We start from the raw sequence: 14,156 nt of genomic DNA on the forward strand, positions 1-14,156 counted from the left end.
GAGCATAAAGGGAAGGGGCAGTAGAATTAAATTGGACCATCTGAATAATAAGAAGCATCTATTCTTCGTGTTACTATTAATTTTTTTGACCCTTCTATTAACTGCCTGTGCTGATAATCAGCAACCAAAACAAAAAATGAATGTAAAAAAAGAGACGCAACAAGAAACGACTCCTCATGAGGAAGCTGATTTGAAATTACCAATCTCCATACCAGAAGGCGAGTTTTACATGCTTGGTGGATGGCTTTCTGACACGGAGGTTCTTTATATTACGAATCTGGAGCAAACATCAAGCGTATATAGATATGACCTTTTATCTGGGAAAAGCAAGTTAATTTATAAAAGTGAGTACCCTATCGTTACTGTAAAAATAAGCCCTTCAAAGAAGAATATTTTAATTCATTCCTCCCCTTCTTCATACGAAGGGGTGGTAACCATCATAGATCAAAATGGTAGTGAACAAATGAAACAGTCATTTGCGTCCTATGAATTAGACTTTGAGTGGAATCTCTTTAATGAATCACAAATTCTTGTAACAAAATTTGATGAGGATTGGAACTTTCAGTTATCGTTATTAGATACGAGTAAATCAAAAACAGTAGAGCTGACCTTACCACAGCCTTTTATTAAGTGGAAGGACGAAAAGAACGTTGCCTATTTAAATTGGGATGAAAATACTCCCTCCTTATTTGCTCCACTTATTTTCAGAAGTATAGAAACAGGAAAAGAAAAAACAATATTACCAGAAGTAATACAATTTTCGACTTTTCCAGATCTACTAATGACTGTTTCTGTTAAGAAAGACGATTCAACCATGGCTGCTTATACATTTTTTGATAAAGAAATGAAAGAGAGCTTTACATTTTCAATCCCTCAGCTAACTAAATTTTCAGATTGGTTAGTGCCTTTCTATGATTACTCGAAGAATAGAGGTCAATTTATAACCTTTGAGCCTCTCAGATCGGGTGAGGTTGATTCCTATACAGAGGGATTTGAGCTCGTTTCTTATAATATTAAGAAGAAAAAGAGAGAACTAATTATGGAGCACCTTGATAATGAACCCATTCTTTTTTCTCCTTCAGGTAATGCCCTGCTATACGGGAATCGTTTTGAAAAAGTAATTGATTTAAAAACAAAAGAAATTTATGAATTGATAAAAGAATGACACACGAGAGTCATTCTTTTTGTTTTTCCAAGCAATGTGATAAAATCACGTTGTTATAAATTCTAGGTAAAGAAGGTGCTTGTCCATGGCCATTGTAGATGTGACCGTGATTCCATTAGGTACGGAAACTCCAAGTGTCAGTAAATATGTAGCAAGTGTACAAAAGGTTTTAAAGAAGTATGAGAGTGCTGGAAAAATCCGCTTTCAACTTACACCGATGAATACTATTATTGAGGGGGAACTTCCTGTTCTTTTTGAAGTGATCCAAGCCATGCACGAGGTTCCATTTGCAGAAGGGATCCAGAGGGTGGCTACAACGATTCGCATTGATGATCGGAGAGATGTGAAACGAACAATGGAATATAAGGTAGACCGGGTTACAAGCCTTCTAAATGAGGAATAAAAATAAAAAAAAGACTGTCCACGGACAGTCTTTTTTCAGGCCTGTATAAGGCATTTAAATGTTTTTTAATGAGTTCCAGTAGGAAAACCGTGTTGTAATACTGTCATTACTGTGAACCATCCGAAAACAAGAAAAGAAGCGATACCCCAAAATGCACCTAAGAAATTTTTATTCTTTAGTGCGCTATATCCACCATATGCAGCAAGCAGGGTTACGATAGCAAAAATAATAACTAAACCCATGAAAAGTCCCCCCTTTTTGGTATAATGAGGCAATATGCCTAACACTTTAAAAGAAATTATGTAACAATATTATATACATTCGTTTCCTATTTTATATTTTTTTCTTTCATTTGTCGAGAGCAAAAACAGCAATGTGTTTGCTGCAATTTTTCTCTCTTTATTAAATAGTGTAAAATAATTATATCGTATTGATTGGAGGAACTGGAAATGAAATGGCAACAACTTCCTTTAGGAAGTATACAAACAAACTGTACTATAGTTGAAAATCAAGATAAGTCATGCTTAATCTTTGACCCAGGCGGTGAAGGAAAGAAACTAATCCATTTAATGAACCAAAGAAAACTGAAACCTAGTGCTATCCTTTTAACGCATGCACATTTTGATCATATAGGGGCTGTAGATGAAGTGAGACAAGCATTCAACATTCCTGTTTATCTACATAAACAGGAAGAAAAATGGCTTAGCGATCCCACATTAAATGGTTCTCAGTTTTTTATTCAGGTTGAATCAATTAAAGTCGCTCCTGCTGACCATCTCATTAAGGATGAGGGACCACTGAAGATAGGTGATTTTGAGTTTGTCGTATTTCATACTCCTGGTCATTCACCGGGAAGTGTTTCTTATTTTTTTGAAAAAGAAGGATTTGTTATTTCGGGTGATGCTTTATTTCAAGGAAGTATCGGTCGTACGGATCTGCCAGGAGGTAATCAAGCACAGTTGTTAAAAAGCATACATGACAAGCTGCTGAGTTTACCTGAAGACACGTATGTTCTGTCTGGTCATGGACCTGTGACAACTATTTTAGAAGAAATGGATAGTAACCCCTTTTTGAATGGTTTTTAGTTGGAAAGTGGAGAGAACAAAGAAAAACCCTTCTCGAAGGAGAAGGGTTTTTCTGGGGGATGTTCTTTTCATATAACGGGAGGGGATATTGTTAAGCTACTAATCTAACAATATAATAATTTTAACACTATGTCAATAGTGTTAACCTAAAAGGAGTCTTTATGATTAGCTATTTACAACAATTAATTTCAACAGCACCAATGAATTTAATTTCCTATGCCGATTATATTTCAACTGCCCTTTACCATCCTGAATACGGCTATTATATGAAAGACAAACAGAAAATTGGACGGGACGGAGACTTCATAACGACAAGTAATATTTCTGATATATATGGCAGGTTGATTGCTAAATGGTTTTCTCAAGTCTGTGAGAGGAATGAATTCAACCCTGTTTTCTGTGAAATTGGTGCTGGTAATGGGCGTTTTGCTAGGGCTTTTTTAGAGGAATGGAACAAATCCATCCAAACACCAATCGATTATATTATTGTGGAAAGTAGTCCCTACCACCGCAAATTACAGATGGAACTGCTAAGCAAAGATTTTTCCATTACCCAAGTAGAAAATCTTAATGAACTAGAGGCCTTTGAAGGAATGGTCTTTTCGAATGAACTTTTTGATGCACTTCCTGTCCATGTAATTGAAAAAGTTAATGGAGAGCTGTTTGAGGTGATGATTGGCTGTCAAAATGAAAAGTTGTTCGAGAAGAGGGTCCCATTATCCAATGCAGCCATTTATTCTTTTTTAGAGGACAATCAACTGAATCTAAATGAAAACCAACGGCTAGAAGTTCCGTTAATAATGGAGAATATGCTGAAGGAAATTTCAAAAACTTTACTAAAGGGACTGGTCGTTACCGCTGATTATGGATATTCAAATGCAGAATGGATGGAGCCAAAAAGAGCGAGGGGCAGTTTACGAGGCTATTTTCAACATCAGATGATGGATGATGTGTTACTGAATCCAGGGGAAATGGACATAACGACCCACATCCATTTAGATTCACTTATTCGAAAAGGTGAGCATGAGAATCTGAAGTTATTAACCAAGTTAAGACAGGATGAATTTTTATTAAAAGCTGGCATTCTTAAGGATTTAGAAGATCATTACGATCCTAATCCGTTCTCGGAAATAAGTAAGCGAAATCGAGCCATTCGAAGTTTAATTATGCCCTCTGGAATAAGTGCTTATTTTCAAATTGTTATTCAGCAAAAATCTCTTAATATTACTTATAATGACTTGTTTAGTGAATAAAGAAAAAACGCCGGGGTTTCCGGCGTTTTCTCTTCTTAATGTCCTCCGCCAAGCGGCATCATGAACGTTGTCCAATATGTAAAGCCGACGAAGAAAACTGTTAAATATGCTCCGAACACATACATATACATCCGCTCGGATAGTTTTAGATAGCTAAGCAGAACGAAGAATCCTGTTTGAGCTAAGAATAGCATTGCTGTCTTATCCATATCACCTAGATAAAACATAACGGTAAAAATACCAGTCCAGAAACCACAAACTCTGAACATGCGATCCATATGTACCCCTCCTTTTACCCTACGATACCATCATTACAATATTATAAAGTAAAAGGCGGTATAATGTAAATAATGGTTTCGAATTAGTTTGTAACAAGTGCCTGATAAGAACAAGTTTCACAGCCAGAAATCATATTTTCTTTTTCAACTAATTCAACTGAATTAAACAATGCGCCGAACATTCCTTTTAGGAATTCATGGTGCATACTGCATACAGTTTCAGTATGTTCTTCAGCTACTTCCTTAAAAGGACAGTTGAAAATTTGAAAATAAATTTTAGTCTTTTCACCATTTGCTTCAAATTCAGGATAAAAACCTGCAAGTGTAGCGGCACTTTTTAATATATTTAGCTTTTGATCGAATTCTAATTCGTCACTAAGCGATTTTTTTGCCATTTCCTGTTCAATAATTTCCGTACCAAATCGCTTTCCTGTTAAGAAGAGTGCTTGTTTACCAGCTTCCCCTAATGAAATCATTGTTTGAATAGCCACTTTTGATAAAAGCATGTAATCGCGATAAGGGAAGTGCAGTTGAATCACATCATCTGATAGACGATATAATCGGCTTGGCCTACCACCCTTACCTGTTTTCTTTGTTTCAGATGCTAACATGTTTACATCTTCTAATTTAGATAGGTGCAGTCTTGCTACATTTGGATGAATATTAAAATTTTCTGCTACTTCTTGGACTGTTACTTCTTGATGCCGTTTGGTAATGTATTGATAAATGTAATATCGTGTTGGATCTGACAAAACGTTTGTTATCTTCAATGTTTGTTCCATCTCTATTCACCTCGGACCCCCATAATTTATTCCATTATAATACAGCCATTATTTCATGGGAATGAGGTTAACAATGTTAACACTATATGTTTAGAAAATGTTCACAATTACCGACTTTATATTGTAACAATATTAGAATATTTTTGTAGTTTTAAAAAAATAATTTAAAAATAAAGAAGGAAGAGCTAGAATCTTGTCGAATCTTAGTTAAGAGAAAATAAAAAGGTGGTGTTACTCATTGCAAGTTCAATTGAACTATTAGCTAATCGGATCATTTCAGATGCTGCTAGGAATCAGGCAACAGATATTCACATTATTCCAAGAAAAAAAGACACACTCGTCCAAATTCGTTTGACCAACAAGCTCATTCCTCGACTCTCCCTTCCAAAAGAAGAATGCGACAGATTAATTTCCCATTTTAAATTTACAGCCAATATGGATATCGGAGAAAGAAGGCGTCCGCAGAGCGGAGCTATTTTTTGTGAGGTAGACGGACAATTGATGGGCCTCAGGCTTTCCACTCTACCATCTAATAACAGAGAGAGCCTTGTCATCAGGCTTTTACCCCAACAAGAACAAATTCCCTTTCATCAACTCTCTTTATTTCCTTCTATGACTAGAAAGTTGTTAGCCCTTCTCAAACACGCTCATGGTTTAATTATTTTCACAGGTCCAACCGGTTCTGGGAAAACGACAACCCTCTACTCTTTATTAAATGAAACGGCCCATTTATTCCATCGAAATGTAATTACACTTGAAGATCCTATTGAAAAAAATTATGATTCTGTTCTCCAGGTCCAAGTCAATGAAAAAGCAGGAGTTACATATGCTGCAGGATTAAAGGCTATTCTACGCCACGACCCAGACATTATTATGGTTGGTGAGATAAGGGATGCAGAAACTGCAAAAATAGCTGTACGTGCTGCTTTAACAGGTCATTTAGTCCTTTCTACCATGCATACCAGAGATGCCAAGGGAGCCGTGTACCGTCTTCGAGAATTTGGTGTGAATTGGTTAGAAGTGGAACAGACACTCATTGCTGTGACTGCACAAAGACTTGTTGAGCTTACCTGTCCGTTTTGCGAGGGTGAGTGTTCTCCGATTTGTTATTCCTATGGAAGGTGGAAACGAGCAAGTGTATTTGAACTCTTGTCAGGGAGGAATTTACATTCCGTTATGAAAGCGACAAGGGGAGAGGTGATGAATCCTAGGTACCGAACGATTAAGGATGTCATTAATAAAGGTATTGCATTAGGGTATATTCAAGAATCTGAATATGAACGACTGGTGTATGAAGATGAAACCACGTAAATGGTCGGTCAATGAACAAGCAAGCTTTCTAAAAAGAATGGGGGAATTACTAGCAAGGGGATACCCAATTGCAGAAGCAATTGAATCTATAGCATTGCAATTACCTGCAAAACGAAAGGAGGAATTATATGATTGTTTAGTAGAGTTAAAAAAAGGATTACCATTTCATGAATCATTAGACAATCTTGGGTTTCACAAGGATTTAATTGGTTACGTTTATTATGCTGAGCAGCATGGCAGCTTTTCTGATGCGCTCTTAGAAGGCAGTAGTCTTGCTTTAATGAAGGGTAAAGACCTACACAAGCTTTTGAAATTACTTCAATATCCTCTGGTATTACTCTTTATTACAGGTTTCCTTTTTATTTTCGTGGAAAACACGCTACTCCCTAGATTTACCACTCTCTTTTCATCTCTTGGACTTGAAGAAAACTTTTTTACAAAGGTTATCTTCATGTTTGATCAATATTTCCCCATTTTTATTGGTAGTCTGCTTTTGACATTACTCCTAACATTTGTTTATTATTTTCTCATTTTCCGCAAATTTTCCATCTTGAAGCAAAGGTCGATGCTTGTTCGAATTCCAATCGCAGGCAAGCTCCTCAAATTACTGTATACTCATTACTTTTCCATCCAGTTAAGCTTTCTATTATCTGGTGGATTATCTGTATCGGAAGCTTTGTTACTATTTGAGAAAAACCTAAGACAGCCTTTTTATAGTCAACTCGCGGGAACGATTAAAGAAAATCTTGTAACAGGAGAAAAATTGGAGACCATCTTAACGTCCTTTTCATTTTTTGAAATGGAATTCTCCATGATCGTCAAACATGGACAAGATAATGGGAAATTAGAGCAGGAATTACTCTTCTTTAGTAAACATTGTCTCAACAGTATGGAAGAAATAATTGAAAAAAGCTTAAAGACGATTCAACCAATATTATATTTATTTATTGGATTTCTAGTTGTTTCAATGTATTTGGCTATTCTTTTACCTATGTTTCATCTATTAGATGGCATCTAAAAATGGAGGTTTATATGATGAATAATGAAAAAGGGTTTACGCTTATTGAAATGATGATAGTTATGCTAGTAATTTCAATCCTGTTGATCATTACAATTCCAAATGTAGCAAAACATAATACTAATATAAATAATAAGGGTTGCGAGGCTTATGTGAAAATGGTCCAAGCACAAGTTCAAGCCTATGAAATGGATAAAAACAAGGTGCCAACACTGCAAGACCTTATAACCGAAGAGTATATAAAGGATGATGCAAAAGGGTGTCCGAACGGAAAAACAGTAAGTATAGATTCAAGTGGGAATGTCACAGCTGTAGTAGCACCGTAATGAACTGGAATCAAAAAGGATTCACCTTGATTGAATCACTTCTAGTCCTTTCCATTTTTATGATTATTTCCTCAGTCACAGTCTTCACCCTGAAACCTCAACACACTTTTATGGAAAAGGGTTCCTTTTTCACCCAATTAAAAGCTGACCTGTATTATGCCCAGCAGTATGCCATATCGCACCAACATGAGGTATTAGTTCAATTTGTGCCTAAAGAATACAGGTATTATATGATATACCGTGCAGAGGAAAGACCAATTATTGAAAGAGATTACTCACACAATGTAAATGTCACAGAAGGTACGATGCCTTTATCTTTTAAGTTCCTGCCAGATGGTAATATAAATAAGTTTGGCAGCTTAATTTTGTACTATAGAAATAAAATCTATCGGCTGACCTTTTTAATTGGAGAGGGACGGTTTTATGTTTCAGAACAGTAAAGGATTTTTTTTACTGGAACTACTCTTATCACTGTCTGCGCTGTTAATGATAGGTATGTTTTTACTTCCCATTTTCATACAAGTAAGAGATCAATCACATCAAGTTGAAATAGAGAATATTTCACGAAAGTATATGTATGAAGAATTGCAGGCAAGGATGATGGATCACCAAAATTTTAACAATTACTCAGTTGTTCAAGATGGAATTGAATATCAAATTATCTGGAAAGACTCCCTTGAAGATAACGGAAAGGTGGTGTGTGTGAAAGTTGAAAAGAATCCCTTTACACATGGAACTGAAACATGTGGAATATTCGAATGAAAAGGCATTTACGCTTATCGAAGTACTAATCGCTTTTTCGGTCTTTAGTATCATTATCTTTTTTATGATGCCTATTTTTCAAATAACCCTCAATAATAAAGATACTCAAGTGCGATTGCGGGCTATGGAGTGGGAGGTCTTTTGCAGTCAAATAAAGAAAGAGATGCGCTTCTCTAGTAGCGCTCAAGTGTTATCTGGCCGCTTAATCCTAACCAAAGATACAGAAACAGTCCAATTTGAAAAATACGGTACGAACCTACGGAGACGAGTGAATTCTACAGGGAACGAAATTATACTTCAAAACGTGTCACAGTTGTCACTAACAACGCTAAACAACGCTGTTAAAATTACGGTTGTTGACCTTTCAGGAAAAGTACACACAGTAACCATTTTTTCATTGGTAGATTGGAACAAGGGGTCATGAACAACAAGGAGAAAGGGTTTACTTACCCGCTGACACTTTGTTTGCTCCTGTTTTTTTTAGTATTCCTCACCATGCATGTTGACCAATTACTAATGGAAAGGAAAATAGCACATGAAACAGCTGCTATTCAGCAGGAGGAATACTATTTTCTCTCTTCGGTAAAAAAGGTAGAAGCCTTATATCAAGCTGGAGAAACTCTTCCAGTAAAAGGAGGCTGGACGTATAGTAATGGAACGATGGAGTACCAAGCCGAAGCATCTACAGGTGGCGTTCAAAAGGTTACCTTTAATTTGGTATTAAATTCCGGAATAGCAGTTAGCGGCCGAGGTTCTTTTGATGTGGTTACTAAAAAACTAACTAAATGGACTGAAATAAAATAAATCGTTTGAAAAAAGCAATCCTGGACATACTTGTAACTGAGAACGGAAGTGTCCGTCAGGAGAAAGGCAGGTGCGTCCATGAAAACAAATGACTATGTCAAATACATGACCCAAACAATTGTAAAATATGCCGATCAACCAAGGGCTGAAAGAAAAAGGCAACGTTATGAGCGAAAGCAAGGACGAGCATCTTTTTGGTATCGTTGGTTTGGAATCCTACCGTATATCCTCTATTTTCAAATGAAAAAGAGACGAAAACTTTAGGAATACAATTGAATTCTAAAAGGCTGACTCAAAAGCAAAAGAGTCAGCCTTTTATATGTATGCCAGGCATGGCATCTATCTAGGTGGTGAAAGTCCACTGTGGGGGTACACATCGACCAACCACTAAGGAAGCGCAAGGTACTTACCGTGAGGAAAGGGCTGGAGGAAGCGTGGAATAAAATCTTGGCTCGACGAACAGAAATCTGATACTAAGGCTTTATAAAGGGATAAGGCTCCATATCAAGTCAAAGTCCAAAAGATGTGCGTAACTTTGTAGAGTAAATCAGGCGAGTAAAAGAGGAAAGATAGTTGTCTTACCCTGGGAGGTCTTGCGGATGTACGAAAGTACAGTCGAAAAAGGTTAGCCGCAAGAAGTCAGCAGAAGCCATAGTAGTGAAACAATATCATGAAGGGCTGAACAATTTATAGTGTTTCAACACCACGAATGCGTAAGTGACGTACTCCGAATGTATTAATGGTGAAAGTATGAGCGTATCTCAAAGGCTAACCAAAATGGAGCTATCACTTACTACGTGAGAGGAAAGGAGAAACGAGTGTGGAACTTTTAGAACAGATTCTAAGTAATCAAAATATGAACGAAGCTTACCTACGTGTCTACAAAAATAAAGGTGCAAGTGGGTAGATGGTGTAACAGTCGAAGAGCTAAAGCAGTATCTGAGAGAGAACAAGGATGAGCTACGGCAGCGCATCAGAACAAGAAAATACCAACCACAAGCTGCCTTAAGAGTGGAAATCCCAAAAGAAAATGGCAAGATGCGCAAATTGGGAATACCAACAGTAGTGGATAGAGTAGTTCAACAAGCCATTCATCAAGTTCTCAGTCCGATATTTGAAAAGCAATTCAGTGAATTTAGTTACGGCTTTAGACCAAAAAGAAGCTGTGAGATGGCTATTATAAAAAGCTTGGAATTTCTGAATGATGGTCACGATTGGGTAGTAGACATTGACCTTGAAAGATTTTTCGATACAGTCAATCACGATAAACTCATGCGAATTATTTCCAACACAATAGACGATGGTGATGTTATCTCGTTAATCAGAAAATATTTAGTCAGTGGAGTCATGGTGAAAGGGAAATATGAAGAAACACCAGTCGGGACTCCGCAAGGAGGAAACCTCAGCCCATTATTGAGTAATATCATGCTAAATGAATTCGATAAGGAACTAGAGAAAAGAGGATTACGGTTCGTCAGATACGCCGATGACGCTCTCATCTTTGTAAAGAGTGAGAAAGCAGCAGACAGAGTGATGAAATCAGTCGTGAGGTATATAGAAGAAAGACTTGGATTAATAGTCAATGTGGAGAAAAGTAAAATTTCTCGCCCAAGAGAATTAAAATTCTTAGGATTCGGTTATTATTACGACATTAAAAACAAGAGGTATCAAGCAAAACCCCATCTCATGTCGATACAAAAGTTTCAAAAGAAGCTTCGAAAATTGACAAAGCGAAACTGGAGTATACCGCTAGACTTCCGATTATTAAAACTGAAACAAGTCATACTTGGGTGGGTTAATTACTTTAGAATCGCAAATATGAAACAAGCAATAAGTGAGATTGATATGAAGCTTCGCTCCAGAATTAGAGTCATCATTTGGAAGCAGTGGAAGGTACCAAAGAAACAAATTAAATCGCTTATTCGATTAGGGGTTCCTGAGGAAGAGGCGAAAGGATTAACATTCTGTCGAAGAGGTTACCGGTACATTGGATTATCAAAAGTTGTTCAAAGAGCAATCTCAAACAAAAGATTAAAGCAGAGGGGACTACCCTCTGCATTAGAACACTACCTAAAAGTACACACTGTAATATAAATTGAACCGCCGTATACGGAACCGTACGTACGGTGGTGTGAGAGGGGCGAAAATAATCAATTTATTTTCCCTCTACTCGATTTATATCGCCTGATCAGTGAGATAAAACAGACCGCCATTGATAAAAGAAATATTAATTTTCGGTTCGTATTGCTCTTGAAGTGCTTTTTTTTCTGTCTCGTAATTTTCATTTTCTTCTTCTATTTCTTCATAAAAATGCTCCAACAGTTTTAAATCTTGGTCCCACCGCTTTCGGGCTTCCTCCGCCCAGGAATGATCATCCTCATTAATCAGCGATGTTAAATAGTTTTCTATCCTTAGCATTCCACTTTTTGGCTTTACCAATGGTGATAAAGTAAAAGAGTAATCTGGGATTTTGGGTGTTAATGGTATTTGTTCTAGGTGATCATGGAAATTCTCAACCATTTGACCATTAATAAGTTGTAAACCGATTGATTTATAAATATCACGCTTACGATCACATTGATAAGAAATTTTAACATTCATACACAGCCAGGGAAGTAGCGGTGTTTGGTTATGAATCTGGTTATGTTTTTCGTAAAGTCGGATATAACTAGCCAAATTTTTGGTGGATTGAAAAATTTGGTGAAGCCTAGGTGAACCGAAATGGATAATCTCACCCTTTATATGCTCTGGAGCTATTTCTTTGTTTGTAATGAAGGTTAGCTGCATCGGATTAGGAATTCCACCTGTTTTTTCCAGGTAGTGCCAGTAAAAAGGGCGGTTCATTAATTCTTTATCCAGTTCAATCGTTAATTGTACGGTTAAGTATCCCGGTTTATTCTCGATAATTGGGCATTCATTTGCTACAAAGTAACTGATAAGAAAGTTATGAATTTCCTGCTGCTGCATGTGCCTCACCTTCCTTAATAGTCTGGGCAAATTCAATCATAGATGATAAATTTTCCATTTTAATTCTCATTTCACCTTCTGAAGCGGATTGTCCAAATATATCAATCAAATGATCCTCAATATTACCAAATTCTAATTTCGTTAATATATCGTCCAGTTCACCAATGACCTTTTCAAACAGATTAATCTTTTCATAAAGAAGCTTTAATATATGCTCCTCAACTGTATTTTTGATGGCGAAGTTATAAATCATGACGTCCTTTTCTTGGCCTAAACGATGGATTCGTCCAATCCGTTGCTCCAGCCTCATAGGGTTCCATGGCAAATCAAAGTTAATAATATGATTACAAAATTGCAGATTAATTCCTTCACCGCCCGCTTCCGTTGCAATTAAGACTTGGGCATGCTTTTGAAACAGTTCACGCATCCAATCCTTTTTCCCTCGTTTAAATCCACCTCGGAATGGGACTGAAGAAATCCCATGTTGCTTTAAATACCATTGCAGATACATCTGAGTCGCACGATATTCCGTGAAAATAATAACTTTATCATTCACTTTCTGAATTATCTCAAGGGCTTTTTCAGCTTTTGAATTCTTTTGTACCGCTTCCACTTTACTAATCAAAAAGTTTATTTGTTCTTCGAAGGCAGGAGTTGGATCCTCCTTTTTTTGCAGCATGTTTTTTAAGGTGTAAAAAACAGCTTCCCTGCTGCTACATGCTTCCCGCTGCAGTGTCATGACAGAGAAGGCACTCGTTTGTAGCCAATCACTTTCACTTTTTAGATTAGTAATTGAATCATATAAATCCTTTTCTTGCGGAGAAACATCAATGGGGATGGTTTCTACGTGCCTCTTTGTCCATTCAATACCTGTATCAGCACGTCGATTACGAATCATTACCTTGTTAACTAATTCTTTTAAATGCTCATCATCATTTAAGGAACGTGCATCCCGTTTATATTTTTCGTAGAATGCGGTTTCGCTGCCTAAATGTCCCGGTTTTAAAAGTGAAACGAGGTTAAAGATTTCCTCAATTCTGTTTTGAATGGGAGTTGCGGTTAATAATAAACAAAATTTCTTTTTAAGGTTTTGAACAAACTCGTAGTTTTTTGTTTTATTATTTTTAAGTTTATGTGCTTCATCAATAATGATCAGGTCATAATCCAGCTTAGAAATAATATCTCGATGAGGGTTTCTCTTGGCTGTATCTATAGACGAGACAACCACATCACATTGTTCCCATACATAGCTTTTCCTCTGTGTGATGGCAGGGATGAAGAACTTGCTGTTCAATTCCATCGCCCATTGTGTTACTAGAGAAGCGGGTACTAGAATAAGTACCTTTTTCACTAATCCACGAATCATGTATTCTTTTAAAATCAAGCCTGCTTCAATCGTCTTTCCAAGTCCCACTTCATCTGCAAGGATGGCTTTTCCATTCATGTTCTCAATCACTTGCTTAGCTGTTTCAAGTTGGTGAGGAAGCGGTGTTAAATTGGGAAGATGCTTTGGAGCTTGCAAGCCTTCAAATTCAGGTATGACCAGGTGTTTTTCAACCCCAATCGCTAGTTTAAATAGCTCCCAATTTCCCCAAGGACCATCGTTATCAATTCTATGTAAAAAATCATCCTGCCAAGAGGAATTAAATTCAATTTTGACAGACATTTTTTCAGCTCCTTTTGTTGTAAAAAAGACTATTGCCCAATGTATCGTTTTAATGGTAGGATGAAAATAGCTTTGAATGTTTTAAATATTTTAATAAGGTAATTTATTTTAGTAGTATAATTAGTATGACCAAATTGGAAAATATTATAATTGCGAATGACAACAAGGGGAGAGACTACCTTTGTAGCGCCGAAGGAGCAAGCAGAAACTGTGAATCTCTCAGGCAAAAGAACTCTTGTTTGACGCAACTCTGGAGAGTGCTACCTAACTAGTGTAGCCACCAAAGGGGAAAGCCTTTTTTTCGGTAAACTTTCAGGTGCAAGGACAGAGACCTTC

The 14,156-nt window shown here is 36.9% G+C and carries 18 protein-coding genes and 1 riboswitch; of the genes, 13 read left to right on the forward strand and 5 right to left on the reverse strand.

Going from position 1 to position 14,156, the window contains the following annotated elements; genetic code table 11:
- Positions 1-31: 31 nt before the first annotated feature.
- The gene (locus tag QFZ87_RS10210; RefSeq protein ID WP_309860652.1) at positions 32-1,165 is read left to right on the forward strand and encodes a YqgU-like beta propeller domain-containing protein; all 1,134 of its coding nucleotides are present in this window, start codon (positions 32-34) and stop codon (positions 1,163-1,165) included.
- A gap of 85 nt (positions 1,166-1,250) precedes the next feature.
- On the forward strand, positions 1,251-1,568 hold the full coding sequence (locus QFZ87_RS10215) for an MTH1187 family thiamine-binding protein (protein WP_308083183.1): 318 nt from the start codon (positions 1,251-1,253) through the stop codon (positions 1,566-1,568).
- Positions 1,569-1,633: 65 nt separating this feature from the next.
- Here the strand turns inward: QFZ87_RS10215 and QFZ87_RS10220 are convergent, their stop codons facing one another.
- Positions 1,634-1,810: a DUF2759 domain-containing protein gene (locus tag QFZ87_RS10220; RefSeq protein ID WP_308083184.1), complete on the reverse strand. Its 177-nt coding sequence runs from the start codon at positions 1,808-1,810 to the stop codon at positions 1,634-1,636.
- Positions 1,811-2,017: 207 nt separating this feature from the next.
- On the opposite strand from QFZ87_RS10220, the gene QFZ87_RS10225 reads away from it, so the two are divergent.
- On the forward strand, positions 2,018-2,653 hold the full coding sequence (locus QFZ87_RS10225; protein WP_309860657.1) for an MBL fold metallo-hydrolase: 636 nt from the start codon (positions 2,018-2,020) through the stop codon (positions 2,651-2,653).
- A gap of 161 nt (positions 2,654-2,814) precedes the next feature.
- A complete protein-coding gene (locus tag QFZ87_RS10230) occupies positions 2,815-3,906 on the forward strand; it encodes a class I SAM-dependent methyltransferase (RefSeq protein WP_309860659.1) in 1,092 nt (363 codons plus the stop codon).
- Positions 3,907-3,941: 35 nt separating this feature from the next.
- Here the strand turns inward: QFZ87_RS10230 and QFZ87_RS10235 are convergent, their stop codons facing one another.
- A complete protein-coding gene (locus QFZ87_RS10235; protein ID WP_308083188.1) occupies positions 3,942-4,184 on the reverse strand; it encodes a DUF2626 domain-containing protein in 243 nt (80 codons plus the stop codon).
- A gap of 83 nt (positions 4,185-4,267) precedes the next feature.
- Entirely contained in the window at positions 4,268-4,966 is a 699-nt protein-coding gene (locus QFZ87_RS10240; RefSeq protein WP_309860661.1) for a helix-turn-helix transcriptional regulator, read from the reverse strand.
- 228 nt (positions 4,967-5,194) lie between these two features.
- On the opposite strand from QFZ87_RS10240, the gene comGA reads away from it, so the two are divergent.
- From comGA to ltrA, 9 genes are all read left to right on the forward strand, one after another.
- On the forward strand, positions 5,195-6,277 hold the full coding sequence (gene comGA, locus QFZ87_RS10245) for a competence type IV pilus ATPase ComGA (protein ID WP_309860663.1): 1,083 nt from the start codon (positions 5,195-5,197) through the stop codon (positions 6,275-6,277).
- Positions 6,264-7,295 carry a competence type IV pilus assembly protein ComGB gene (gene comGB / locus QFZ87_RS10250; protein WP_309860665.1) on the forward strand — a complete coding sequence of 344 codons (1,032 nt, stop codon included), beginning with the start codon at positions 6,264-6,266 and terminating at the stop codon, positions 7,293-7,295. The genes comGA and comGB overlap by 14 nt, the downstream gene beginning before the upstream one ends.
- Positions 7,296-7,312: 17 nt before the next feature.
- Positions 7,313-7,621 (forward strand): competence type IV pilus major pilin ComGC, encoded by a 309-nt coding sequence (gene comGC / locus QFZ87_RS10255; RefSeq protein WP_309867762.1) that lies wholly within the window; start codon positions 7,313-7,315, stop codon positions 7,619-7,621.
- The gene (gene comGD / locus QFZ87_RS10260) at positions 7,621-8,061 is read left to right on the forward strand and encodes a competence type IV pilus minor pilin ComGD (RefSeq protein WP_309860667.1); all 441 of its coding nucleotides are present in this window, start codon (positions 7,621-7,623) and stop codon (positions 8,059-8,061) included. The genes comGC and comGD overlap by 1 nt, the downstream gene beginning before the upstream one ends.
- Entirely contained in the window at positions 8,045-8,383 is a 339-nt protein-coding gene (locus QFZ87_RS10265; RefSeq protein ID WP_309860669.1) for a hypothetical protein, read from the forward strand. Before comGD ends, QFZ87_RS10265 begins: the two co-directional genes overlap by 17 nt.
- The gene (comGF, locus tag QFZ87_RS10270; RefSeq protein WP_309860671.1) at positions 8,352-8,807 is read left to right on the forward strand and encodes a competence type IV pilus minor pilin ComGF; all 456 of its coding nucleotides are present in this window, start codon (positions 8,352-8,354) and stop codon (positions 8,805-8,807) included. Before QFZ87_RS10265 ends, comGF begins: the two co-directional genes overlap by 32 nt.
- On the forward strand, positions 8,804-9,187 hold the full coding sequence (comGG, locus tag QFZ87_RS10275; protein WP_309860672.1) for a competence type IV pilus minor pilin ComGG: 384 nt from the start codon (positions 8,804-8,806) through the stop codon (positions 9,185-9,187). Before comGF ends, comGG begins: the two co-directional genes overlap by 4 nt.
- 78 nt (positions 9,188-9,265) lie before the next feature.
- The gene (locus QFZ87_RS10280) at positions 9,266-9,451 is read left to right on the forward strand and encodes a YqzE family protein (protein WP_309860675.1); all 186 of its coding nucleotides are present in this window, start codon (positions 9,266-9,268) and stop codon (positions 9,449-9,451) included.
- A 675-nt stretch (positions 9,452-10,126) separates the two neighbouring features.
- The gene (gene ltrA, locus QFZ87_RS10285; RefSeq protein WP_396133961.1) at positions 10,127-11,281 is read left to right on the forward strand and encodes a group II intron reverse transcriptase/maturase; all 1,155 of its coding nucleotides are present in this window, start codon (positions 10,127-10,129) and stop codon (positions 11,279-11,281) included.
- An 81-nt stretch (positions 11,282-11,362) separates the two neighbouring features.
- On the opposite strand, the gene QFZ87_RS10290 is transcribed toward ltrA, so the two are convergent.
- Positions 11,363-12,154: a YqhG family protein gene (locus QFZ87_RS10290; protein WP_309860677.1), complete on the reverse strand. Its 792-nt coding sequence runs from the start codon at positions 12,152-12,154 to the stop codon at positions 11,363-11,365.
- A complete protein-coding gene (locus tag QFZ87_RS10295) occupies positions 12,132-13,820 on the reverse strand; it encodes a DEAD/DEAH box helicase (protein WP_309860679.1) in 1,689 nt (562 codons plus the stop codon). Before QFZ87_RS10295 ends, QFZ87_RS10290 begins: the two co-directional genes overlap by 23 nt.
- A 156-nt stretch (positions 13,821-13,976) precedes the next feature.
- Positions 13,977-14,065, forward strand: a riboswitch (glycine riboswitch).
- The last annotated feature ends 91 nt before the right edge of the window (positions 14,066-14,156 follow it).

This window comes from Bacillus sp. SLBN-46 (assembly GCF_031453555.1).
GTDB lineage: Bacteria > Bacillota > Bacilli > Bacillales > Cytobacillaceae > Neobacillus.